We start from the raw sequence: 24,703 nt of genomic DNA on the forward strand, positions 1-24,703 counted from the left end.
GGCTCCGATTGAGCACTTGATCACTCGTCCAAGATGGGATATGCGGTCTTGTACAGGCCGTTCTTGCTCGGCACAAGCTTCGCGCGTTTGGCGGTAAGTGTTGTTCCGTCTGCGAAGACAATCTCACCGAGACCTGCGGGGATCTCTACTTCCCGCACGCCGGCGCCCTCCTCCCATACTGAACGCATGAAGTCTGCAGCAGCTTCGTTGTCAGTCCATCGTCCCTGCGGCCCGCCTTTCTTGCGTGCCCTATCTGCCAGTTGCGCGACACTCTTTCCGTGATCGCTGAAGGTGTGTCCGAATGTTTTAACGCTATTCGAGCTCCAATTGATAGTTGCCAGTCGAACGAGAGCCTCAGCTGACTCTTCTATCGCCTTGCCCAGCTTTTTGGCTGCTTTCCCGCCACCGGCAACGACCATATTGAGAAGCGCGTCCTCCGCCACGCTTTGGCAGGCGCTCTTGTTACTCTTCCCGCATTCGACATAATCGTCAACGGTTAGATTCCAGATAATGTTCCATAGCGCTCCCGGGCCGCCACGTTCGTCACCGGCGTAGTAGTCGGGGGTGACTGCCAAGGGGGTGAAAGGATCGTATGGCTTTTGTGTGCGCTTCCCAGTATCGGGGTTATATCCGTTTTGCGCCAGCCATTCCTTCATATCCCGCTTGACGAAGTTCGCAAGCATTCTCTCGTGCCCGGTGCGGTTTTCGGCGTTTGCCTTGTCTATTTCAGCTTGAGAGGTGGGGCAGGTGCTCTGGCAATGGCCGGGTCGTGGTTCGTGCCCGTCGAGTTCGACGTTGTTGATGGGGTTGCCGCCGGTGAAGGCGTACCGGTTGGCGGTCCAGGGATCGAGGCCGAGGGAGAGATCGTTGAGAGCGCCGTTGTAGGTGTCGAGGTTGAGGAAGCGGTTGAGGCTGGGGTTGTAGTTGCGGAACCCCATGTCGTACATGCCGGTGGAGTTGTCCCAGCGCTTGGCGTTGAAGCGGTAGGGGTTGTACTCCTCCTTGGCCGTCGGATCGACGGGGTCGGGCTTGTCGACACCGGTGAAGAGTTTGTCGTCATTCTTGCCATAGGCGGTGTAGCCGTAAGTGGCTCGAGTGTCACCCGTCTCCGAGGTGATCTGTTCAACATCAGTGTGCGGGTTGTAGCCGTAGTAGGAGGACTCCTCCGTACTGTCGGCCTTCACCTTCACCTGGGACAGGCGCTCGCCCCACGGGCTGTACTGGAAGGACTTGACCAGCTTGCCGGCTACTTCCTCGTCCAGGACCTCGCCGGACAGGCCGAGGTAGGAGTAGGCGGTGGTCTTGGCGGAGGCGGTGCCTTCCTTCTCCGTCTTGGACGTCGTCCTGTCCAGCGGGTCGTAGGTGTAGGTGGTCACTGTGGACGTTGCCCCGTCGGCGCCGAGCTTTTCGTGCTTGGTGACGTGGTCGAAGCCGTCGTAGGTGTACTTCTCCCAGGTCTTGCCGCCGCCCTGAATGGTGCGCAGGCGCCCGTAGGGGTCGTAGGTGTAAGTGCTGGTGGCCCCGTCGGTGACCGAGGTCATCAGGCGGTTACGGTCGTAGGTGAAGGTGGTCTTCTTGCCGAGAACCTCTTCTTCCCACACGTTGCTGTTGGGGTCGTGAGAGTAGGTCTCGGTCTCGACCGGGCCGCCGCCGGTCGGGGTTTTGACGGTCTTGGCGATGCGGTCGCGCGGGTCGTAGGTGTAGGCGTAGGTGTTGTCCAGGTAGGCGCCGAGGCTGTCGGCGTTCTGGATCTTGGCGTGGTCGCTGGCCCGTTGCAGGTTGCCCTGGTAGCCGATGGTGTGCTCGGCCACGATCGCCGCGTTGGGCTTCTTCTCCACAGAGTGGCGCAGGACGCCGGACAGGAAGTAGTCGTAGGTGACGGTGTTGTTGTTGGCCTTGGTCTCGGTCTGGCGTTCGGCGCGCGGGGTGTAGGTGTAGGTGGTGGTCTTCGGTAACGGGTCGGTGGCCGTCTTCTTGTTGACCACCTGGTTGACCAGGTCGCGTACGTCGTAGCCGTAGGTGGCCACCGTCTTGTCGTGGGTGCGGACGGTGACGGCGCTGTTCTCGTTGTAGTCGTAGGTGGTGGTGTTCTTCAGGGCGCCGTCGAGTTTTTCCTGGATCTGGTGGATCTGGTTGAGGTTGGTGTAGCCGATGTCCCACAGGTCGATCTTGGCCGTGGGCGAGTTGTCGTCGATCCGGGCCAGGTTGGCGTTGGCGTCGTAGGTGTAGGAGAAGTCCTTCTTCTCGCTGTCGGTGGCGCCGCCGGTGTCGCGGACGAGCTTGACGGCGTCGGCGGCCAGAGTGCCGTTGGCGGCGTCGGTGAGGGTGATGCTGTGCGCGGTGCTGGCGGTGAAGGTGTAGGAGCCGAGCTCGACCCAGGTGCCGGCGTTCTTGGTCTGGTCCACGACCACGTCATCCGTGCCGCCGTCGTGCTTGACGGCGTACTTGGCGTTGGTGGCGGTGGCGCCGGGGGGGTACTGGACGGCGACCTTGTAGATGCCGGCGGTGGGGGTGGTCAGGTTCCAGGTGAAGCTGCTCTGGCCGGTGCCGGCCGGCGCGGTGGCGTAGTCGTAGCCAACGAACCCGGTCGAGGCCGCGACCTGGGGGCCGGCGATGTTGGAGGCGGAGGTGCCGCCTGAGGTCGGCGTCCAGGAGCCGGTGGAGACGACCTGGCCGGTGTCGGAGTTGTCCCCCAGGACGACGTCCAGGCCGAGCGGGACGCCGTTGTCGGAGTGGGTCTTGAGCTTGCCGTCGGGGTAGTAGTCCCAATCCAGCGCGCGCTGGGAGGAGCCGCCCGCGGAGGTGACGGTGCGGTTGGTCTGCAGGCCCAGCTGGTTGTAGTCGTAGGTGGTCTGGATGTCCCACGGGTCGGTGGTGGTCTTGGACCAGCCGTTGTCCCAGTAGGTCAGCGTGGTGATGTTGCGGACGGTCTGGCCGTGGGAGGGCGGGGCGGAGATCTCCTTCAGCCGGGAGACCTCGTCGTAGACGTAGGTGGTGCTGTCGGGCTTGTTGTAGGCCGGGTCGTCCTTGTCGAAGGGGTAGATCTCCTCGACCGGCCGGTTGAGTTTGTCGTACTTGGTCTCGGCGATGAAGTCGGCGGGGTCGTCGGCGGTCTCCACGCCGCGCGGGGTGATGGTCTTGGTCTTGTTGCCGACCTGGTCGTAGGCGTACTGGGTGGTGATGTACTTGATGTCGCCGCCGGTGTCGGCGTGCGGGACCTTGGTCTCGATCACGGCGCCGCGCTTGTCGTACGTCGTGATCGTCTTATTGTTCTCCTGGTCGGTCTGCCCGACCACGAGCCCGTCCAGGTCGTAGTCGACCGCCGTCACAAAGCCGGCCGCGTCCTTGGACGTCTTGACCCGATGGTTGAGGTCATAGGTGGAGGTGGCGGTGAAGTCGGCAGCGTCGGCGGTGGCGTTCTTGCGCGGGTCGATGACCTTGGTGGTGTTGCCGACGTTGTCGTACTCGTAAGTGATCTTGTGCTGGTCGGCATTGATGATGTCGGTCAGCTGGTAGATCGGGTCGTAGACGTAGGTGGTGGTGTAGTCGGCCGCGGTCGCACCGGCCAGGTTGCCCTTCGCCTCGGTCTGGGTCTTGAGGTTGCCGGCCAGGTCCCAGGTGAAGGTGGCCTTGCGCTCCGGACCGTCCGCACTGTCCTTGGGCAGTACCGATTCGGTGAGCTGGTCGGCCGCGTCGTAGGCAGCGGTGGCCACGGCGCCATGGGGCGCGGTGGACTTGGTGACGTTGTCGTTGCGGTCATAGACGGGGGCCGGGGTGACGATGAAGTCGTTCTTGTCCTGGTCCTTGGGGACCTTCGACTCCAGCGGGCGCTTGAAGACGTCGTAGGTCTGGGTGGTCTTCTTGTCCAGCGCGTCGGTGACGGACAGCACGTTGCCGCGCACGTCGTAGACAGTGGTGGTGACGTTGTTGTAGGCGTCGGTAATGGTCTTGGGGTAGCCGGTCGGGTCGTAGTCACCGAACGTGGTCGGGTTGGTGTTGGTGTCCGTCGACTTGATCAGTTGGCCGTAGCCGTCGTAGTCGTACTTCGTGGTGTAGTCATCCGCTGTCGCGGTTTCGACGCCGAGCGGGTCGGTGACCGTCTTGAGATTGCCCTTGGCGTCGTAGCCGAACTTCCACTTGCGGCCCTCGGGCGAGGTCTTGTCGGTCAGGTCCGCGACGTAGCCATTGAGGAAGCTCTGGTAGGCCAGGGTGGTGGGGTTGGTGCCGTTCTTGTTGGCCTCGGCGTCCTTCATCTCCAGCGGGTAGCCGGTCTTCTGGTCGAACGTCCAGGTCGCGTACGCCTGGTTGGCTTCGGTGAGTTTGGTGACGTTGTGGTCGGGGTCCCACTCCAGCCTGGTGGTCTCGTTCTTGGCGTTGGTAATCGACTCAGGCCGGCCGTAGGCGTCCAGCACGTACTTGGTCTGGTGCGTAAGCGGGTCGGTGACCGTGGCGTTGATCACGCCGCCCTGCGGGCCGTCCGGGTCGACGTAGTCGAATTTGGTGACGCCGTCGAGCCGGTCCGTCAGCGTCTCGATCTTCCACAGGTCCTTCGGATCGACCGGCGCCTCGTAGTACTTCAGGTCCGTGTCGTTGCCGCGCGGGTCCGTGATAGCCACAAGCTTGACGTTCTTGTTGCCCTGCGTCGCGTCGTAGCGGAAGCCGAACGTCTTGGCCTCGTCGTCGCCCGCGCCGTCGATCATCCGGGCCATCAAGCCCTTGTCGGTGTAGGCGAAGGTGACCTTGCGGCCGGCTATGTCGGTGATCGACTCGACGGTGTCGATGATGTGCGGGTTGGTCAGCTTGGTGTCGGCGACAGGCTGCCAGCTTTCGTCGTCGATGTAGGTGTAGTCCTGGCCCTTGACGTGGTAGTCGAACGTCAGCGTCCTACGACCGGCGGCGTCGGTGATGTACTGCAGGAACTTGGTCGGCTTGTTGTTGGAGTGACGCCGTTCGTAGGTGAACGACATGGAGTTGCCGTTCTTGTCGACGATCGCCGACTGGAAGCCCTCGTCGTCGAAGAAGAACTGGGTGCGATCGGGCTTGGTGAAGATCCACTGGCGGGCGGGGTCACGTGAGAAGACGCCGGGCCGGTCGGGGGATTCGGCGGCGCGCTGCAGGTATAGGTGTACGCCGCGCGGGTGCTTGTAGTCGCAAGTGTTGGGCACGCAGGCGCTGGCGGCCTGGCCGTGGGTATCGAGCGTCCACACGTGTGTGGTGCCGTCGCCGTCGGTCAGCCGCACCTGTTCGGGCCATCTCTGGCCGGGCGGGTGGAACTGCAGCTGCGAACCCAGTTTGGCCAGGGTGGAGGTCTGCAGACTCCAGCCGTAGCCGAGCGAGGCCGCCGACGTGTCCAGACTGTTGTACGTCATCCGGGCGAACGTCTGCACGCCCCGGGAGGGGTTGGAGAAGGCGTTGTAGCCCCACACCACATTCCCGGCGTACGGGTTGACCAGGGCGGACCCCCCGGCGCCTGTGTTCTTGCCGGTGTAGGCGTAGAACTTCTCCAGGCCGAGCAGGTCAGAGGTCGGCGAGTCGATGCGGATCTGCTGTGGCAGCTGCGGCAGGTGGTGGGTGGCCGACTTCCAGTTGTTCGTGCTCGTGTCCTGGACGTCCCACACCAGCTGGGCGCCCTCGGCCAGGTTGCCGACCGACGCCGGCGCCTTGGCCTGGGCGTCCACCGCGACGGCGTCTCCCGGTTCCAGGTCGTACGGCAGATCGGTCCTGAGCTGTGTTTCGGAAGTGGAGACGTCGGTGCCGTCAGGCAGCTTCCAGTGGTAGGACAGCTTGGTGGTGGCAGCGGGCCAGGTTTCGGTGGTGGTGTTCTTCACCATTACCGAGACGACTGCGCTCTCGCCGACGTCGAGGCGATCCGGGGTATCCGGGGCATAGAACGACGTCACCGCGGCCGGTTCGGCGTAGGTGACGGCCAGCCTGGGGCGCAGCGGCGGCTCACCGGTCTCACTGGCCAGGAACTGGGCCGACTGCTTGGCGGTGCCGGCTTCGTTGCCGACCTTGACCAGCAGACCGTGGCCGGCGGACGGGGTGGCTGTCCAGCTCTTGGCCGCGTCGGTGACGTTCCACTGCCGCCAGCCGGCGGTGTCGGTCAGGGTGGTGACGGTGTCCAGCGGAGTGGCGGTGAAGTCGCCGCCGGGCGTCGTCCAGGGGGTGTTCCAGGTCGCGGCCTCGTCGAAGGCCCTGGTGAGGGTGTGCGCGGTGAAGGCGGCGCCGGTACCGGTGGCGGTGGCCTGCCACAGCGACAGGCGGGCGTCGGCGATCTGCGCGTCGGCCGGGATCTGGCCGGTGTAGTCGTCGAACTTCACCACCGTACGGGTGTTGCCGAGCGTGGTGGCGGTGTTACCGACCTGCAGCCGCTTCTGCTGGCCCACCACATCGTGCCCGGTACCGGGTTCGCCCGAGGCCAGCGTGGTGTCCGCCGAGGCATATAGGGTCCTGGTGACGTAGCCGGGCTTGGGCAGGAACGCCCGCACATGCTGGGAGGGCACCACCTTGCCGTTCTTCAGCACCGCCTCCACCCAGTAGTCGGCTCTGTGGGTGTAGTCCGGGTCGGCGGCGGCATCTGGCTCCGCACCACTGCTCGTGTCCACGTAGGAGGTGACCTCCGGGGGCAGCGCCACCACCAGGTCGTCGTAGTCCCCGTCGCTGTTGTTGGAGCTGCGGTCACAGGCCGACGGGCACTGGTGGCGCAGCCGGTACTCCACCAGGTCATCGGAGGCGTCGTCCGGAGTGGGATCGGCGTAGGCGCTCCACGACAACGATGCGCCCACCGAGGTGGCCAGCGTGGGCTGGTGCAACGTCACCGACGGCTCGCCGAAGGTCACGAGCAGCCGCGGGTGCGCGACCGGATCAACGGTGAGCGGGTTGACGCCAGTAAAGTCGTCCATCGCGTGGTAGGACACCCCGCCCACCGGGGCGGTCCTGGCCTCGTCGACCGCCTTGATCAGGACGCCGGCGATCGGGACGGAGCTGGTGGAGTACCAGGAGTTGGCCATCGCGGTCACATCGAAGGAGTGCCAGCGTGACAACTCCCCGACGTTGCGCGTCACCGTGGATGCTGCGGTCGTGGCGAAGGACGGCTGGTTATTCCAGTTCACCCCCTGCGGGTCCCACACCCAGGACTCGTCGGTGATCTCGTGCGCTGCCAGCGTCACGGCCGCTGTCTCGCCCAAGGCCTGATCGAAGTACATCTCCAGCTTGGCTTGGTCGATGTGGGTGCCGAGCGGCAGGATGTCCGGATCAGAAACAGGGCCGAAGTACAGCAGCGCCCGGTTCAGCCCAGCCGCCGTCTTACCGACCGGCAGCTTCCAGGAGTCGGCATAGTTGGTGGTCACCGAGGCGTTGCTGACGTAGGAGTCGTAGACGTCAGGCCGCCAATCGTTGATCTTGATGGTGGGGTCGATCAGCACCGGGTACTTCCGATCCGGTACGGCCAGCCAGGCCGCGTCCGGCTTGAGCGTGACCGTGGTCTCCGCGCCCTGCTGCTCGGCAAGTTCCTGCGTGATGGCGCCTGTCCTTCGGCCGTACGGCGAGGCGGCGTCCGGCTCGGAGTCGATCATGTACGGGCGGGGAATGGTGAACACCCTGTCACTGTCGTCACCGGTGAAGGTGATCGACCCGTCGCGGTTCTGCCCGGCGCTCAGTCCTCCACCGGTCTTGACGGTGAACGCGAACGTGGCGCCCGCGGCCGGCGGCTTGGTCAGCCGGATGTGCTTGCTCACGCCGGAGGCGGTGACGGCGTAGATCAGGTCCGCGCCGTCCCAGACCTGCGGGTAGGTGACCGTCGAGCCATCTACCTGCGGGGTGATCTGCCGACTGTCCCCGGCCAGGCCGAGCGTGACGTGCCGCTTTCCGGCGGTGATCCGGACCAGCTTGTCGGTCCTGTCGCCGAACCGGGTTTCGAAGCCGGTCTTGTCATTGCCGTGCACGAACCCGTCGCCCTCGGCGGCGGAGACGGTTGTGTCGATGGGCTGCCAGGCACCGTCACCGTCCTGGTAGTACACCGGGCGGGTGGAGATCTCCGCCTGCGAGCGACCGTCGTCCAGCTCGTACACGGTGCCGAGCCGCCACCGCTTACCGGTGAACTCCTTGACCCGCTTGCCCGGCGGATCAGCCTGCTTCGGCACCACCGGGTTGGTGTCACGTCCCGGCAACGTGATCTTCTGGCCGGACGGGCGCATTTCGCCCTTCGGCTCTTCGGCGAACCAGCCCGCCACCTGGGCGGCCAGCCAGCTCGACACGCGGGAGACGAGGCTCGGCTCCTCCGCGAGTTGGGTATTGGTCCGCGCGACGGCGGGCGGCGCGGGGGCCATGGTGATCAGAAGGGTGGCGGTCACCGCCACGCTGATCAACTTGCGTAACCGTGTGTGATGGCGAGGTCGGGTCGGTCGGGGTCGGTCGAGGGGTAATTGCGGCACAGGCACACTCCACGAAGCACGCGGCCACGGGGACCGCGGATAAGGAGGACGTAAGGCCCTCGGAGCAAAACATCCGCATCACGCCATAAAACTGGACATTCGGTCAAGAGTTACGGAACGTGGCCTAACTCCTTTTGCGAACACACTGTTGAATCCACTGCTGGGAGCGGCTCCCGCTGCGGAGATCCACCACATGAAGATCATCTAATTCGATCCGGCAAAATACTACGCACAGTGAAAACCCCTGGTCGCGATCAACACCGCACACCAGTGCCGCGCCTCGATTCCCAGCGAACTCACAGCAACCGGCAGCGGTCGACCCAATCGGCGCCTCCAACCCCTCACCTGCGGAAACGCCGACCCTCTGCCTTCTTCACGTCAACGGCTCTTGACCACCGTCAACATCCGTGTCTAGATCAATAAGGCCGCCTCGCCGCACCCCTCTGGAGGACCCCTCGCATGGCCGCAGCAGCGACTCTCAGGCCACGATGACCCGCCTGGACCAGGCGACCACACAGCACCCACACCACCGGAGACAGGCGTTACGGATCTCCACCGTCCTGGCCGGGCTCCTCAACATCGCCCTCGCCGCACTGCTGGCTGGCATCCCGTCCAGCTCCCCCACCCTCGACGAACTTCCCACCCTCGAGGACCACACCGCCGCCCCACTCCCCGCCATCGCCGCCCACGTCCATCTCATCGCCTCGCCTACTACGAGCGCCACACAGCCGCGTCGCTTCACCACCGCTCCGACGACCACACCGGCCCGCAAGCACAGCAATCACCGTCCGACGGCCATCCCTAGCCCTCAGCGCCCCCCACGGCCCACGGTCCTCCACACGGCAACGGTCAGACCGACCCTGGTGGCCGCCGCCCCGACCGCATCGCACCGCCCGCAGCCGGCCACGTCATCCAGCCCCGCCAAGGCCGAAAAGACACCAGGGTTGCCGCCGTCCAGCACTCCGGAACCGGAAGCGGCATCCCAGCACACTCCACCGGGACAGACCCGAGAACCCCCGGGACAGATGGCCAAGGAGCAGGAAGTGAAGAACAACGAAGACACGCACTCCCCACCCGGCCAAGCCAAGAAGTCTGATGGATAGCCGCCCGCCGACTACCGTTACGCCAAGTCGTGTCGCGGACCGCGGCGTGGCAAGACGCTTGTCTCTCGAGAGAGCGAACGCCCTTGATCTTCGCTGCGCTGCATGTCGAACTTGGATCGGTCAGATCGATGACCTGCCGACCGATCCGGGCATAGGGGATGCACCGGTCCGGTGCCCTCATCTGAAGAGCGGGAACGCCTTGCGATCTTCCTGCGACGAATATGGCCCCGACCAGGTTAAACACCCGTCATGCGATGAGCGCCGGGAGGCCCTCGCCGAAGAGCCCAGCTCACGCCGAGCAGCACCCATATATCGCCCGCCAGCGGACAAGTCGGACCCGGAGTTGCTCGAGCTCTCCTAAAGCGGGTGCCGCAGGTTCGAATCCTGCCGGGGGCACTCACCTAGATCGCCATTTCAGGCCCCTGACCTGCGGTTTCACAGCCGCAGGTCTTTTGTTTGTGTCCTTCGTAGGCAGCAGGCAGTGCCCGCATGCAACCGTAAGACCATGATCAGGGGATATACGCGGGATGATCTTGATGATGTTTCCCCAGGTCGGACCACATTTTAGGCCGCCACGTGTCAACGACGGCCGAATTCTGACCCCCTGACGACGGTTGAATCTTGACCCCCTGATGTTGTCGTTGGCTACTGCTCGTGCTCGGGTCGGGCTGGTGGGATCCGGCCCAGATCTCGGTTCTTCAGCCGGTAGCTGTCTCCCTTCAGCGAGATCACTTCCGCGTGGTGGACGAGGCGGTCGATCATGGCGGCGGCGACCACGTCGTCGCCGAACACCTCGCCCCAGCGGCCAAACGGCTTGTTGGATGTGACGATCAGCGAGGCCCGCTCATAGCGGCTGGAGACGAGCTGGAAGAACAGGTTGGCGGCCTCGGGCTCGAACGGGATGTAGCCGACCTCGTCCACGATCAGGACAGGGATGCGGGCTAGTTTGACCAGTTCGTCCTGCAAGCGACCGGCGGCGTGGGCGTCGGCCAGGCGGGCGACCCACCCGGCGGCGGTGGCGAAGGCGACCCGGTGTCCGGCCTGGCAGGCGCGGATCCCCAGCCCGATGGACAGGTGCGTCTTGCCGGTGCCGGGCGGGCCGAGGAAGACCACGTTCTCCCGAGCGGTGACGAAGTCCAGCGTGCTCAGGTGAGCGATGGCCTCGCGTTTGAGCGAGCGCTGATGGTCGTAGTCGAAGTCCTCCAGGGCTTTGCGGGCTGGGAAGCGGGCGGCGCGGATGCGGGCCTCGCCGCCGTGGGAGTCGCGTGCAGTCACCTCACGTTGCAGGCAGGCGGCCAGGAACTCCTCATGCGTCCACGCTTCGGCCCGAGCTCGTTCGGCCAGCCGTTCAACGGCGGCGGCCAGCGACGGCGCCTTCAGTACCCGGGTCAGGTAGGCCAGCTCGGCGGCGACGTTGCGCCCGCTCGCGACCGCCGTCGCGGCGGTGGCGGTGGTGGCGGCGGCGCTGGTTCGTGCGGCCATCACGCCACCCCTTCTTGGAGGTCGAGCAGCGCGTCGTAGTCGCTGAGCCGGCGTTGTTCCACCTCGGTGTCGATCGGCGTGGCCACCCTCGGCAGCCGTGCCGCGCGCAGCGTCGCCGCGGCTTGGGCGTGGGCGGGGTCGGTGAGCGTCTGATGGACGTCCCAGCAGCGCTGATGCCGGGCCACCACCTGGCCGGCGCAGGTCACCGTGACATGTTCCAGGTCGGCGACGACCTCGACCAGGCGGCCGATCACGGACGGGTGGACGGAGTAGTCGTTGGAGGCGACGCGCACGTAGTGATCGCGCGCCAGCCGGGTCGCGCTGCGCCAGCCCACGGTCGGCGGCACCGGCGGCAACGCGACCATCGCCGCCCGATCCGCGCCGATCCGATCGGCCGGGCGGCAGTCCAGGCGCCGATGATGGCGCTGGTTGGCCCGCTGCAGCCAACTCTCCAGCTGAGTGTTGAAGTCGTGTGGGCCGGTGAAGGCCCGGCCCGGCATGAAGGAGGTCTCCAGATAGCCGTTGGCCCGCTCCACCAGGCCCTTGGCCTCCGGATCGGCCGGCCGGCACTGCAGGATGCGGGCGCCCAAAGTGCCGCGGAAGGCCTCGGCGTCCTGGGTGAGCTGCGGACGGCCGCGCTTCCACCCTCCGATGGCCCCCTCGTTGTCCCACACCAGCGTCTTCGGCGTTGCGCCGAGCAGCGACAGCAGCGCCACATCCCGGCGAACAGGTCCCCCGCCGCGCGAGAGGGCAGCATCCGGGCCAGCAGCCAACGCGAGTAACCGCAGACCAGCACCAGCACCAGCAGGCTCATCCCCCGATCAGGGCCGACCGGGATACGCGCCGGCGGGAACCACAGATCGCACTGCGCGAGTTCGCCCGGCTGGTAGCTGGTCCGCGAAGATTTCGGCCGTCGCCTGGGGGTCAGTATTCACGCGACGTCGACACCACGTTCGCCGGTACCCGCTTCCAGCCGCGCGGCATGGGTCGAACACAGCCAGCCTGATCGTGCCAAATATGTGCGTAACTCCGCTTGAAGTCCACACTCACCGGCCCAGTACGTGGCCGCTCCGGCGACAATGGTGGTCGCCAGCACCCAGCCAGCCGCGATCAGCCCGCAAGAGAGCCACTGCGTCGCTCCTCCTGGGGTGAACGCCGACTGCTGGCCCAGATCGAAGCCCGAGCAAGCCGATGGAGGGCCTTCCCCCACGGAAGTGGACACGCGGTGGGGTGTCATGGGCTGGAAGCTGTCGGAGAACACCGTGGCCAGGCGGATGGCCGGACTCGGCTTGGCCGGCCGCAGGCCGAAGAAGCCGCGTTCGCTGACCCGGCAGGGCAAGCGGCCGGCCGCGCCGGATCTGGTCCGCCGGAAGTTCGACGCGGTCGCGCCGGACGTGTTGTGGTGCGGTGATGTGACGCAGATCGACACCGATGAGGGCAAGTTGTACCTGGCCACGGCGGAGGATCTGTTCTCGCGCCGGCTACTTGGCTACGCCATGTCCGGACACCATGATGCGGCGCTGACGGTGGCCTCGCTGCAGATGGCCGTGGTCACGCGTGGTGGTGACGTGGACGGGGTGATTTTTCACTCCGATCGCGGCTCGGAATATACGGCTGCCCGCTACCAGGCCGAATGCCGCAAGCACGGGATGGTGCAGTCGATGGGCCGGGTCGGGTGCGCGCTCGACAACGCCGCCTCGGAAGCGTTCAACAGCACCCTGAAGGTCGAGTTCGTACATCGCCACCGCTTCCGCACCCGCGCGGAGGCCCGACTGAAGATCGCGACCTGGATCGCGGACTTCTACAACATCAACCGCAGGCACAGTGCCAACGACGGGCTGCCGCCTGTCACATTCGAGCGTCAACTGATCGAGAAGCGGCAAGCATCAACGGCCCTGCTGAGGACCGCTGTGGCATAGGACCGTCTCCACACTTTGAGGGGATTGACAGAGCGAGGGTGACGATTTTCGGAAATCGTCACCCTCGTCGTCAACCCGCTCGGCGATGCGATGCGATGCGATGGGATGCGACGTGGCCAGGATCAGGACACGGTCCCATCCCCGGCCCGTCTGTGCAAGTCGGACCACGCCGGGCTGGAGGCGACCTTCTCCGTCGCTTCCGCCAGCGAGCAGCCCAGCAGGTCAATGACCCCGCGGATGCAATCGACCGGCGTGAACCCGTTCCTTCTCATGGACCCGATCAGCACGTTGACATCGACGCCCGCCTCCAATTCCTTCTTCGCGTTCGCGAGGAATTCGGCATGCTGTTCCTTGGAGAGCATTCTCTTCGCCTAGCTGTCTGCGCCCGGCACCTTGAATTCGAGATCCGGCCGGTGCCCGACCGGGCCCGTGACGCGTACTCCGCGAACGCGCAGGGACTTGAATCCCTGAGCGCCCAGCGCCGGAAGAAGGACCTTGCGTACTTCACGGAGCAAGAGACCCGCGCCTCCCGTTCCGAGCGATCCACGTGCCATGTCACCCGTCGTGCCGAAGATCGCGATGTCCGACAAGGTCACCTGCCCATTTTCGATACTTACCGTAGCCAATATCTCGATCTTGCCTTGAGGCGTGTCGATGGTGTGGTAAAGCATCTTGCCATGGGCGAGGTTGTCGATACCGCAAAGATCGTCGTTGTGGACGAGTGCGTCGGCGCCTCCGACGGCCACGTGGTAGGTGGAGGAGCCGGCGACATCCAGGTTGTAGACACGCTGATCGCTGCTGGAACTCTTGGCGATGGCGCTCACCTGCACGTACGTACCGGCGCTGGTACGCAGCCACGAGCCGGCCGACAGATCCCCCGCCTCGACCCATGCGCGCTGGTCCGGTGACCAGAAGGGGTGCTCGCTGGTGGCGACGACCACACCCACGCCGTCACCGCGCTCGCCGTCCGTGTCGACCGTGACCTGGACGAGGTTCTTGGCGCCCTTGCCGGCGATCACCGCGATGACCCGCTCCGCCCGCGTCTGACCGGACTTGGGATCGGTGGCGAGGACCATGTCGCCAGTGGCTACCTCTTCGATCGGTTTCCGGGATCCGTCGGCCATCACCACCAGGGTTCCGGGCGTGAAGCTGTTCTTCCGGCCTATCGGGCAGGACTTGCCCACCCCCAGCGCCTCGGTCGCGCTCTGCACCTTTCTCGCGGCGAGCTTGAGCCGGTCCTTCGCCGCGAGCCAGTTCTTGAAGGCGCTGATGGCGTCGCCGGCGTGTTTCCAGACTCTCTTGCCGAGCTCGTACGCCTTCTTCCACTTCCATGGCAGGGCGTACTTCGCAGCGAGCTTGCCTGCGAGACCGCCCGCGAGCGAACCCAGGATGTTGAGCGCGGTCTCGCCACAGGCGCCCAGGTCCCCGCTGGCGAAGCACTTGATGCCAGCGGTGATGCCGAGCTCGTCGGCCGCGATCTTCGCCAGGGCCATCACAGAGTCGATCAGTGCCTTGAGCTGACGGTCCACCTCGCCCTGGGCCGCTCTGGCCTCGGCTTCGGCCTGACGTTTGCGCTGCACTTTGCAGGCCGCGCTCTTGGGCTTGGCGCACGCGTCGACCGGCCCGACATCGTCGATGACCTTCAGCCCCGAGGGGTCGGAGGCGCCGATCGGGTTGTTCCCGGCGTAGGAGTAAGGGTTGCTCCATTGCGGTTTGGACAGGTCGAGCAAGGGATCGGTGGAGACGAACTTGCCGATTCTCGGGTCGTAGTATCGGGCCGACAGGTAGTCGAGGCCGGTTGATTCGTCCTCGGTCTTGCCGAGGAAGCCGCGGTCGGTGAACAGCAGATCGTCCTGGCCGCGGCGCTGCCCGTACGGGCGATACCTCTCCCGGGCGACCTGGCCGGTGGCGTCGTCGATGGCGAGTTGGGTCGAACCGTGCAACCCGGAGGCCATCCACTTCACACCTGCGGCGGTCCGCATCGCGACCACCGTGCCGTCGGGACCCGAGTAGTAGCGGGTGGCCTGGGCGACTCCGCCAACGGCGCGGATCTCCATCGTCCCTAGGTACAGGGTGGACGAGCCGTCAGGGTCACGCCGAATCAGCCGCTCACCTTCAGCGTCGTAGACCATGGACGTCTCAGCGCCATCGACTGTGGCCTTTTCCATCTGGCCGAGGGAGTCCCAGGTGAAGGTGGCCTGCTTGTTGTCCACGGTGCGGGTGACGAGCTGGCCGGCGTCGTCGTAGCCGTACGTGTCGGTCCCGCCGGGGTCGGTGATCGAAGTGACGGCGTTGGGCCGTACGGACGATGCTCCGGCGGGCGGGTAGCCATAGGTGGAGGTCACGCCGTTGTCGCTGGCGGAGGTCATGTTCCCGACGGCGTCGTAGGCGAAGGACTGGCTGTAGGGGTCAGGCCCCTGGTTGTCGGCGGACGCGGCGCAGGAGGCGCCGGTCGTGGTGTAGGCGGAGGTCAGCCGGTTCAGGCCGTCATAGCCGAAGCACTCCGCCTGCCCGGAAGTCGCGTCCTTGATCGTGCTTATCTGGCCACCCTTGCTGTAGGTGAAGTTGTCGTCCTGGGCGACCTGCGAGCCGGAGGTGGTGGTGAGGCGGTTGAGCCAGCCGGTACCTTCATCCCAGGTGAACGTGCGCCTGACCTGGGAGTTGGCGCCGTATTCGCGCTCGTTGAGCCGAGCGGTCGCCGAGTAAACGCTCTCCTTGACGTAGGTGGTCCCGCTCGCGTAGTCGGACGTCAGGCTGCTGGGCAGACCCAGATCGGTGTAACCGAGGGCGAGCTTCTCAGCCGGGAGATCGCCCTTGCCAGGTGCCCCTTGCTCTACCAGGTGCCCCGCCACGTCATATTTGGCGGTGAACTCATAGTCGCCCGCGAGGGCTCCTTCAGAGGTAGGGATGGTGACCTTGGTGGCAGTGGCCCGGTAGGAGCTGTCCAGGGCCAGGACCCTCTCCGTGTACGCGTTGCCACCGACGTATCGCGTCGAGGATGACGGGTACCCCTTGGCGACCTCGTCGTAGGTCCACTCGGTGAGCTTCGTCCCGTTCTGCGGATCTCCCTGCCATTGGCTGGTGCGCCTTCCGAGGTCGTCATAGACGTTCGAGACCTTGGTGCCGTTACCGTCGATGCTCCACGCGAGCCTTCCTACGGCGTCGTAGCCGTAGGAAGCACTGCCCGAGTCACGGTCGCTCGCGGCTGTGCGGCGGCCAAGCCAGTCGTAGCTCGCCGTACGGGAGTTGCCGTTGGCATCGGTGATCGTGGAGAGGTTGCCGGCGGCGTTGTAGGTGTAGGTGGTGTCGTGGTGGGTGGCGGCGTCCTTCCACTCCTCGGTCTTGATCGTGCGGTCGAAGACGTCGGAGACGGTGGCCGTCTTGCCGCCGACCGGTGGCGTGACCTCGACCCGGTCCAGGCCCGGGTAGGCGGTTACAGTCCGGCGGAACTCGGCGGCAAGGTGATACTCGATGGCCGCGGTAGGCCGTTCCATGCTGTCGTAGACCTTCTTGGTCCACGAAGGAAGCGTGGTCAGCGCCGGGTTGAGCAGACCGCTGCCCGGATCGGCGGCGTTGTGCACGGGCTGGGAGGTCGCCGCCGCCAGGCCGCGGGCATCGTACGTGGTCAGCAAGACCACACGACCACCGGCGGGTGAGCTCATCTGCGTCTCGCGAGGTCGGCCGAAACCGTCGTCGTAGCTGTATGTCGAGATGTACGTGGTGCCGCGCAGGAGCTTGCGCATGGTGGTCCTGGCCGGGGCGGTGGGCTGGCCCAGGTTGCCGTTGAACGGGATGTCGTAGGCCACCGTCGCGGTCGGGGTTCCCGCGCTCCTGGGCTGGTCCGGCTCCCACAGGGTGGACGTCCGGCCGAGGGCGTCATAGTCGATCTCCATGGTCTTGCCGTTGGCGTCCACCACCTTGGTGGGAAGACCGTTGCGGTGGGAGGAGAACGTTGTGACGACGTGATTCTTGGGATTGGTAACCGTCACACCCTGGTGCGGCCAGCCCACCACCGGGCTGTAGGCCGTCGTGGTGACCTTGTTCAGGGCGTCGGTGGCGGTCAGCGGGCGGCCGTAGTCGTCGTAGGTGTTCTTGGTGGTGGAGATGGTGGTGGCGTTCGCGTAGGAACGGGTCTCTGTGACGTTGCCGTCGCTGGGGGTGTTGGTGGCGGGGTCGGTGCCGCCGTCGTACAGGGTGATGGCCTTGCCGAGCACGGTGCCGCCGGTGCAGCTGTCGCCGGAGCGTTTCTCCATTACCGAGGGCAGGCTGGTGATGCCGTTGGCGGGGTTGCGGGCGTAGGTGGTGCTGGTGCATGTGTTGTCCGTGGTCAGCGAGGTGTCGCCGTAGTCGTTGACCGTGGTGGGCTGGCCGTCGCTGTTGTAGGCGGTGCGCTGGTCGCTCCAGCGCCAGGTGCCGCCGGTGATCTGTTCGCGGGTGCGTTCGCGGGTGCGGTGCACGAAGGCCGGGTCCAGGACGCCGGGGCCGGTGCCGGTAGAGACGACCTGGTACTCATACCGGGTGGATTCGGCCTCGGTGTAGGCACGCGGGTCGGTGGCCGTCAGTTTCCAGGTCTGCTCCTGCAGCAGCTGGCCTTGCAGGGCGCGGGAGTCGGTGGCGGTGGTGCCTTCGAAGGTGGTGATGGTGGCGCCGTCGATGCCGCGGTAGAAGGTGTCGGAGGTGACGGTGTAGCCGTTCGGGTCACTGCCGGAGCCGCGGGTGGTGCGGACGGTGCTGTAGCCGCGCCAGTCGCTGCCCGCAGGGGCGAGGTCGGGCTGGGCGAAGGCGACAGGGTTGGTCCAGCGCGGAGAGTCAAGATAGTCGTAGCTGGTGACCATGTCGGGCGAGCCGCCGACCAGATCGCGTTCGACGACCTTCGTCGCGAGTTGTTTGAAGAAGCGGCCCCAGTTCTCCTGGCCGGTCTCCTCGTTGTAGAAGTAGTCGACCTTGTAGCAGTCGCCGGTTGCGTCGGGTAAGTAGCTGGTGCCGTCGCGGCCCTTGCCGCCGCCGCACGGGTCGGCCTGGCCGTAGGTGACCTCGATCCGGCCGCCCATGCCGTTGCCGATCCCGGCCACGCGGGGCACCATCCGCCAGGACAGGAAGTCGGTCCAGTCCGACCAGTTGTCGTACTCCATCCGGCCCGCGACCATGGCGGCGTCGAAGCTGACCGGCGGCAGCTTCTGCGCGCTCGTGCCGGCCAGGCCGGTCTGCTGCACGCTGTCCAGCCACAACACCGGGTCATAGGCCGGGCCGAAGTCGGTGCGGGTGTAAATCCACCGGTAGCGGAAGTCGGTGCGGGTGTCCGGCTCCCACACCCCTGAGGCAGGGTTCTTGGACTCGGTGAGGATCGAGTCGAGCTTGCGGGTGGAGTAGAACGCGACCGCATCGTTGGTCGTGCAAGACGAGCCGCAGGTCAGGTCGGTCGGCACGTCCAGGCCGCCGCGGTCGGAGGTGGTGAACGTCATCCGCGAGGTCGGCGTGCTGCCGGACACCTGGGTGTTGTGGCCGTAGCTGATCTGCTTGAGGAAACCGCCCCGATCGTAGGGCAGCGGCACGTAGACCTCGGAGACACAGTCGGGCATGCAGAAGTAGTTGGTCTCGCGCTCATAGGTGTAGTCGATGACGTTCTCGTTGGCGTCGATCGACTGGTCCAGGTTCCACCGCCACACGCCGGTGCAGGTCGGCGGGATCATGTCGTTGAAGTACCGGTCGGCGCACGGCTCGGCGCGCTGGTTGCCGACGTACTGCAACTGCCACTGCGCGTCCTTGTTGTAGCCGAAGCGGTGGACCTGGCCGTCGCTGGAGGTGACCTTCCAGTACTCCAGGCCGTCCGCACCGCCGGTGAGCTGCTCGATCTTCCAGCCGAAGTCCGGCACCGTCTTCCACAACCCGCTGGTGCGGTCCTTGACGATCGAGGCCGACCGGCCGGCCAGGTTCAGCACCAGCTCCGACTGGGTGTAGTCCTTGGTGACGTCGGTGGCCAGCTCGTCGGGTGACTCCCAGCAGACGGCCGAGCCGTAGGGGCCGTTCTCGTCGGCGTGCCAGATCAGCGCGGCGGTGTCGGGGTCGTACTCGGTCCAGGCGGTGCAGCGGCGGTACTTGCGCTCGATGAACCCGGCCGACAGGTTCCAGCCGATCCCGGTCACGCCGGACTGGTTGTTGGTCCAGTGGCCCTCGCCGTCCACGGAGGAGGCGTCGTACTGCAGCGACAGGTTCGGCCCGTCACCGACCGGTGACGGCGCCTCCGGCAGCGGGTAGTCGTAGGAGAAGCCGCCGCCGGACGTGCCGGCCTGCCAGGTGCCGGACGGCTTGAGGTCGGTGGCGCCGAAGTTGCCGTCCGGGCCGGTCATCCCGGCCGCCAGCACGTACACCGACCCGGACGTGAACGCCTGCCCGGCGCGGGCATCGGCCGTCTTGACGTCCTTGCCGCTCTGGCTCTTCGGCAGCGTCAGCGCCGCTGCCTTGCCGGTGGCCGGGTCGGTGTCAAGGTCGGCCGTCAGCGTGCCGGTCTTGACGTCGTTGTGCGCCTTGACCGGCTGCGGGCGTACGACGCAATCGCGCGGGCGTGGCGTCGTCAGCGCACACGCCGGCAGCCGCAGCAGCTGCAGGCGAGTGGCGAAGTTGCCGCCGTAGGCATCGCGGAAGCTCGCATACGAGAACTCCGCTCGCACCTTTCCAGCGCTGTCGCCGGTCAGCCGGGCGGCGATGCCTATCCCGCCCAGCTTCTGCACGGTGTCGGCGGGCAGCGTCTCCACCTTCACCGCGCCGACCTCGGCCGCGCCTTTGACCTCGGAGAGCCGTACCGGCAGCGCGCCCGCCGCTACCGCCTTCTCGCCGGGATCCACCTGCGCCGTGCCCGGTTTCGGCCACACCGGCTCCTTGCGTTCGACCTTCGGCTGGGACTCCTCCGCCCCCTTGACCGTCTTGGCCTTCGCCACCGGTCGGCCATCCACCGATGTCTCGGGATCCGGCCCGGAAACCGACGCCGCCGCCGGAAACACGAGATTGTCAGGCACCCCCAAGCCGGAGATCACTAATGCCATCGCCACCGCGATGACCAGCACCGTCGTCCGTAACCGTCGCCAGGTTCGCATGTCGCCACCTCTTCAGGGCACGCTGGCGCAGGCCTTCGGAAGAGGCCGCGTCAGGCCGTAAGGAGTAGATAAAGACGATCAGTCCGGATCTTGATCGACGATCATCTAGAGGTCAACAGCCGCAAGTTCGCCGCAAACGTTACGGAATGTCCCTTTTCTGATCCACAGCGAGGCGCACTGCATGTCAACCAGCTTGTAGAAACTCCCCATACCAGATGGTCGATACTTTGTGACATGGGTCACATTGACCAGCGGAGTCAGACATGCGCGACCTTCATTCGACAACGTCTTTGTCGGCGCCACAGGCGAGTCCGCCTCCCCGTTGCGCCTTCCACAAGCTGTCGCATCGCTCAGTACAGCATCCGAGCACCAGGTCAGCGGCCGGGCGCTCGTGGACCGCCGGGCCTGAGCAGTGCGACTGGCCGAGACGCGTTCGATCGCGTCCGACGCCTGCCGGGGCGCGGCCGAGTACTACATCGCCAAGAGCCCTCCGCCTCGTCCGCGCCAATTAGGAGGCCGTGACGGTGGCCGTACGGACGTGCGGCGCGCGCGGGCCGTCCCATCGAACGCGAACGACGCAGCATTGACAAGCTGCTCGGACGCCCGGCAGCGGAGAGACGGACCGCCGACGCCACAGAACCTCGCGGTCACGTCCACGGACGTGGTGTATGAATCGATCTTCGCGTGATCCTGTTTCTGCAGGTTAAGCGGCAAGTGTCTGCGGGGCCGGGCTCTGGGCTGGTGTGTCGCCGAGGATCATCCGGACGCGGGCCTTGGCCAGGACATCCAGGCTCATATAGCGGCGGGCTTCGACCCATTCGTCGGTCTGCTCGGCCAGCACGGCGCCAACCAGCCGGATGATCGAGGGCCTGTCAGGGAAGATGCCCACCACGTCGGTGCGGCGGCGGATCTCCTTGTTCAGCCGTTCCTGCGGGTTGTTGGACCAGATCTGAGGCCAGATCTCGCGGGGGAAGACGGCGAAGGCGATCAGGTCTTCCCGGGCGGCGTCCAGGTGCTCGGCCGCGGCCGGATGCTTGGCCTCGAGGGTTTGCACGACCCAGGCGTGCTGAGCACGCACCGAGGTGGCGTCGGGCTGGTCGAAGATGGTGCGCACCAGGGTGGCCACGAACGGCTGCGCGGACTTGTTCACGCAGGTCAAAAGGTTGCGCAGGTAGTGGCTGCGACACCTTTGCCAGGACGCGCCCGCCAGGGTGGCGCCGATGGCGGCCACGAGACCGGCGTGGCAGTCGGAGATGACCAGTTGCACCCCGGACAGGCCGCGGGCGGCCAGGCCGCGCAGGAACGCCAGCCAGCCTGCGCCGTCCTCAGCCGAGGTGACCTCCAGGCCGAGGATCTCCCGGCGGCCGTCGGCGTTGACGCCGGTGGCCACCAGGACGTGCACGTTGATGATGCGGCCGCCCTCGCGGACCTTCTGGGTCAGGGCATCCAGCCACAGGAAGGTGCAGGGGCCGGCGTCCAACGCGCGGGTGCGGAAGGCTTCGACCTGTTCATCCAGCGTCTTGGCCATCTCGGATACCTGGCTTTTGGAGATGTGCTTGATGCCGAGTTGCTCGACCAGTCTGTCGACCCGGCGGGTGGAGACGCCCAGCAGGTAGCTGGTGGCCACGACGCTGATGAGGGCCGGCTCCGCCCGCCGCCTGCGTTCCAGCAGCCAGTCCGGGAAGTACGAGCCCGACCGCAGCTTCGGGATGGCCAGCTCGATCGATCCTGTGCGGGTGTCCCACTCGCGGGTGCGGTAGCCGTTGCGCCGGTTGGTCCGCTCGTCGCTGCGTTCGCCATAGCCGGCGCCGCACAGGCTGTCGGCCTCGGCTGACATCAACGCTTCGGCCATGGTCTTCACCATGGATCGCAACAGATCCGGATCTCCGGTCTCGATCTGCTTCGCCAGCCACTGCTCGGGCGTCACACTGAGGTCTGCGGCCATCGCCTGATTCCCTTCGAACTTGATCTTCGCTAATCGAAAGGATCACGCGATGGCCGCCGCTATTTCACGACGCCACGCCTTTGACCAGGTCAAACTCGTACACCACTTCCGTGGACGCAACCAACCTCGCCGTCCGCGACCAGGCACTCATGCCCAGCGCCCATCCATCTGGCGTCGGCGAGGCAGCGTCAATTGGCCCGGCCGGACCACCGGATCTGCAGCTCACAAAAACATCCGCATATGAAGAGCGGGAACGCCTTGCAGGGCTCCGACCGCGCGTAACGTTTTGACCAGGCCAAACGCCTGTCAAGCGATGGACGATAGGAGGTCCTTGCCGAGGCGCCAATGCACGGTGGACAGAAACCACATATCGCCCATCAATAGACATGTTGGACTCGAAAAGACTCGAGCTCTCCTAAAGCGGGTGCCGCAGGTTCGAATCCTGCCGGGGGCACTCACCTAGTGAGCCGGTTGTGCGTATCAGGGACGCCGCATGAGGTGTGTTTTGTTTCAGACCGGCTGTGCGGTGGTGACGACGTCTGGCTGCTGAGGTGTGCTGGAGTGATGGCGGACAGCAGACTTGAGCCGGTGGTGTTATCCGAGGAAGAGCGGCGGATGCGGACGGGCCGGGCCCGGCGTCGCTCGACTGCTCAGGGGCTGGCGATGCGGGCGCGGATCGTGCTGGCCTGTGCCGAGGGTGGCGGGAACGTGGCGGTAGCGGCTCGGCTGCGGCTGGACCGCAAGACGGTGGCACGCTGGCGCAGTCGGTTCCTGGCGCCTCGGCTGGACGGTCTGAGCGATGAGCCGCGGCCCGGGGTGCCGCGCACCATCACCGATACCCAGGTGGAGGTGGTGGTGCGCGCTTTGGAAGAGGTGCCGGCCGGGTCCACGCACTGGTCCAAGCGGGAACTGGCCCGCAAGGTGGGTATCTCTGCGAGCAGCGTGCTGCAGATCTGGCGGGCGGTCGGGCTGACGCCCTGGCGTACCGAGAACTTCAAGATTTCCACCGATCCGCTGCTGATCGACAAGATCCGCGATGTGGTGGGGCTGTATCTGGCCCCGCCAGACCATGCTGCGGTGTTCGCCGTGGATGAGAAGCCGCAGATCCAGGCGTTGCAGCGGAACGCCCCGGTGCTGCCGATGCTGCCCGGTGTGCCTGAGCGACGCAGCTTCGACTACGTGCGGCACGGCACCGTCGATCTGTTCGCCGCGCTCAACACCGCCACCGGCCAAGTGATCGGCAAGCTGTCGGCCCGTCACCACGCCAACGTCGAGGAGCAGCACGAACTGGACCCCTATCTGGGGGGACTGGAACGGGGAGATGTGTTGATCACCTTCCTGCGGGCGACTGCAAGACGGCACCATCAGGATGTGGTCTCGATCAAAAGGATTCCGGCCACTGGCCGGCGGCGGACTTTGGTAGATCTTTCTTCCTGGTTCGCGTTGACTGAATTACCGACAGCGCCGATCTGGCTTGGGCTTCACTCCGGGCAGAGCCGTCGATCACGCCTTCTGGAGCACTTGACCTGCGGGAACGTCAGGGTACGCTCGCCGTACCCACAGGCTCCCGGTTTAGCCTCATCAGTCCTTCGTCATCACTTTTGTCATGGTCTGCATGGGTAAATCCGGTCTCGTCCGGAAGGTCCCCAGCTTCCATGGCGCCAGATATCCAGCAGTTCGTTGACGCGACCTACGTCTTGACCTCGTGGTATCAGACCACCGAGGCAGAGCCCGGCGCCACCGGCGCTCAGGACGACGCTCCGCAGGCGCACGATGTCCACGCGGGCCCGGCGGCGGGCGAATCTTATGGTGGGCCGCGCACCGACACGGACGATCCCCAGGACACTCAAGCCAAGCACCAGAGCCCGCACGGGAAGGGCCCGGATTCTCAAGAGCTGGGCCATGGCTCTCCGGAGAAGCCGACCACCCCGTCGGCCCCGGACCGGGACAGCACCAGCCAGAACGGATCCCATCAGGCCGACTCCCACCAGGAGGGTGCCGGCCCGTCGTCCGTGGCGACCCGTCCCGTACCAGAGCCGACTCATGCCTCGAACACGCCACCGTACGAGAGCGTGCCACCGTCTGAAAGCGCGCCACCGTCCGACACACCGACGGCCACTCCGACTTCAACGTCAGGCGGGCCTGCCACCACGACTACTCCGCAACCCACCTCGGACACACCGACGTCCACCGCGACGCCGTCATCCACCCCGACCGCCACGACGTCGGAATCGTCCTCCCCCACACCCACCACTTCCGAGTCCCCCACGGCCACTCCCACGGCCACGTCCGAGTCCCCCTCAGCCACCCCCACGGCATCCGACTCGCCATCGCCTACAGAAACCGCCACGTCCTCCGAGTCGCCCTCCCCCGCGGACACCGCCACGACATCGGAGTCACCATCCGCTTCGGCCACCGACGAAGCCGAACCGTCCGCCACCTCCACTTCAGCAGCGGCAGCGGCCACTTCGGCCTCGCCCACGCCGCCCCCCACGCCGGAGGCCGACGCCGCCGAGGGCACCGCTGCCACGCCGCCGGCACCCAGCACCACGGCTTCCAGCGCCGTCCCCGCACACCTCGACGCCGCGGTGTCCAGCCGGCAGACGGGCTTCTCCACCGCGACGATGGTCACCTCGGCCGTGGTGCTCGTGGTCGCCCTGCTGGCCGTGCTCGCGGTGCTCGTGGTCAGGTCCCGCCGCACTCGCCCGGCCACCGCCGGATACGTCGAACC

General features: G+C 66.1%; 8 protein-coding genes, 1 tRNA gene and 1 pseudogene. 3 read left to right on the top strand and 7 right to left on the bottom strand.

What is annotated here, in order from left to right; all coding sequences use genetic code 11:
• Window positions 1–20: 20 nt before the first annotated feature.
• Complete coding sequence (locus tag FAF44_RS20695; protein WP_237104862.1) at window positions 21–8,351, bottom strand: DNRLRE domain-containing protein; 8,331 nt, start codon at window positions 8,349–8,351, stop codon at window positions 21–23.
• Window positions 8,352–9,859: 1,508 nt separating this feature from the next.
• Here FAF44_RS20695 and FAF44_RS20700 point away from each other — a divergent pair.
• Window positions 9,860–9,928 (top strand) — tRNA-Arg (locus FAF44_RS20700).
• Between the two features lie 252 nt (window positions 9,929–10,180).
• Here FAF44_RS20700 and istB read toward each other — a convergent pair.
• Together istB and FAF44_RS20710 are read right to left on the bottom strand one after the other, a co-directional pair.
• Window positions 10,181–11,017, bottom strand: a complete 837-nt coding sequence (gene istB, locus FAF44_RS20705; protein ID WP_237104868.1) for an IS21-like element helper ATPase IstB — start codon at window positions 11,015–11,017, stop codon at window positions 10,181–10,183.
• Between the two features lie 92 nt (window positions 11,018–11,109).
• Window positions 11,110–11,921, bottom strand: a pseudogene (locus FAF44_RS20710) (IS21 family transposase); the annotation flags it as partial.
• A gap of 331 nt (window positions 11,922–12,252) precedes the next feature.
• On the opposite strand from FAF44_RS20710, the gene FAF44_RS20715 reads away from it, so the two are divergent.
• The gene (locus FAF44_RS20715; RefSeq protein ID WP_237104863.1) at window positions 12,253–12,936 is read left to right on the top strand and encodes an IS3 family transposase; all 684 of its coding nucleotides are present in this window, start codon (window positions 12,253–12,255) and stop codon (window positions 12,934–12,936) included.
• A gap of 122 nt (window positions 12,937–13,058) precedes the next feature.
• On the opposite strand, the gene FAF44_RS20720 is transcribed toward FAF44_RS20715, so the two are convergent.
• From FAF44_RS20720 to FAF44_RS20735, 3 genes are all read right to left on the bottom strand, one after another.
• Complete coding sequence (locus tag FAF44_RS20720; RefSeq protein WP_237104864.1) at window positions 13,059–13,298, bottom strand: hypothetical protein; 240 nt, start codon at window positions 13,296–13,298, stop codon at window positions 13,059–13,061.
• A gap of 9 nt (window positions 13,299–13,307) precedes the next feature.
• Entirely contained in the window at window positions 13,308–19,871 is a 6,564-nt protein-coding gene (locus FAF44_RS54795) for an RHS repeat-associated core domain-containing protein (protein ID WP_308193348.1), read from the bottom strand.
• 859 nt (window positions 19,872–20,730) lie between these two features.
• Window positions 20,731–21,972: an IS256 family transposase gene (locus tag FAF44_RS20735; RefSeq protein WP_237104865.1), complete on the bottom strand. Its 1,242-nt coding sequence runs from the start codon at window positions 21,970–21,972 to the stop codon at window positions 20,731–20,733.
• Window positions 21,973–22,536: 564 nt separating this feature from the next.
• Here FAF44_RS20735 and FAF44_RS20740 point away from each other — a divergent pair.
• The gene (locus FAF44_RS20740) at window positions 22,537–23,595 is read left to right on the top strand and encodes an IS630 family transposase (protein ID WP_237104866.1); all 1,059 of its coding nucleotides are present in this window, start codon (window positions 22,537–22,539) and stop codon (window positions 23,593–23,595) included.
• Window positions 23,596–24,013: 418 nt separating this feature from the next.
• Here the strand turns inward: FAF44_RS20740 and FAF44_RS20745 are convergent, their stop codons facing one another.
• Window positions 24,014–24,604: a hypothetical protein gene (locus FAF44_RS20745; RefSeq protein ID WP_237104867.1), complete on the bottom strand. Its 591-nt coding sequence runs from the start codon at window positions 24,602–24,604 to the stop codon at window positions 24,014–24,016.
• Between the last annotated feature and the right edge of the window lie 99 nt (window positions 24,605–24,703).

Origin of the sequence: Nonomuraea sp. MG754425 (genome assembly GCF_021699195.1) — a bacterium.
Lineage (GTDB): Bacteria > Actinomycetota > Actinomycetes > Streptosporangiales > Streptosporangiaceae > Nonomuraea.